We start from the raw sequence: 774 nt of genomic DNA, 5'->3' as shown, positions 1-774 counted from the left end.
CCTTTTAACAATCACTGTCATCGGTTTTAAGTAAAATTTGGAATCATCTTTTACCATTTCTCCCCATCATTGCATTCGTCCGTCTATCGGATAGTCATTGCATTTATCCGATATGTCATGATACTGTTCAAAAAATATGACTATTAGGAGTTTCTCATGTCCGAACAGCAAAAATACTTTTCTACCCAAGACGGTACTTCGCTTTTCTACCGCTATCGCCCTGCTGCCGATGGTTCTTCCGACAAAGCCATTGTGCTGTTCCATCGCGGACATGAGCATTCCGGCCGGATGATGTTTGTTGCCGATGAGCTGGGTTTTGATGATTTTGCCTATTTTGCTTGGGACGCGCGTGGTCATGGTTACAGCCCTGGAGAACGAGGCGATAGTCCGAGTATCGGCACTTCGGTTTCAGACGTAGATGATTTTATCCGACACATCCAAAGCGAATACAGCATCAAACCTGAAAACATTTGCGTGATTGCGCAAAGTGTCGGTGCGGTATTGGTTTCTACTTGGTTGCACGATTACGCGCCGAAAATCCGTTGCGCCGTATTGGCTTCGCCTGCGTTCAAAGTCAAACTCTATGTTCCGTTTGCCCGTACCGGTTTGAAAATGATGCAAAAATGGCGTGGCAATTTCTTTGTCAACAGCTACGTCAAAGCCCACTATCTGACCCACAATGTCGAACGTCAAAAAAGCTACGACAATGATCCGCTTATTGCCCGCGCTATTTCTGTGCGCATCCTGCTGGGTTTATATGAAGCGGCCGAACGC

The 774-nt window shown here is 46.3% G+C and carries 1 protein-coding gene; it reads left to right on the top strand.

Translation table 11 applies throughout. From position 1 onward, the window contains the following. Window positions 1–156: 156 nt before the first annotated feature. Window positions 157–774 (top strand): alpha/beta fold hydrolase (locus tag ACTHUR_RS13485; protein ID WP_440399039.1); only part of this gene is annotated, 618 nt, incomplete at its 3' end.

This window comes from Neisseria sp. P0021.S007 (assembly GCF_051956855.1).
This window is presented reverse-complemented; position numbering and strand designations above follow the sequence as displayed.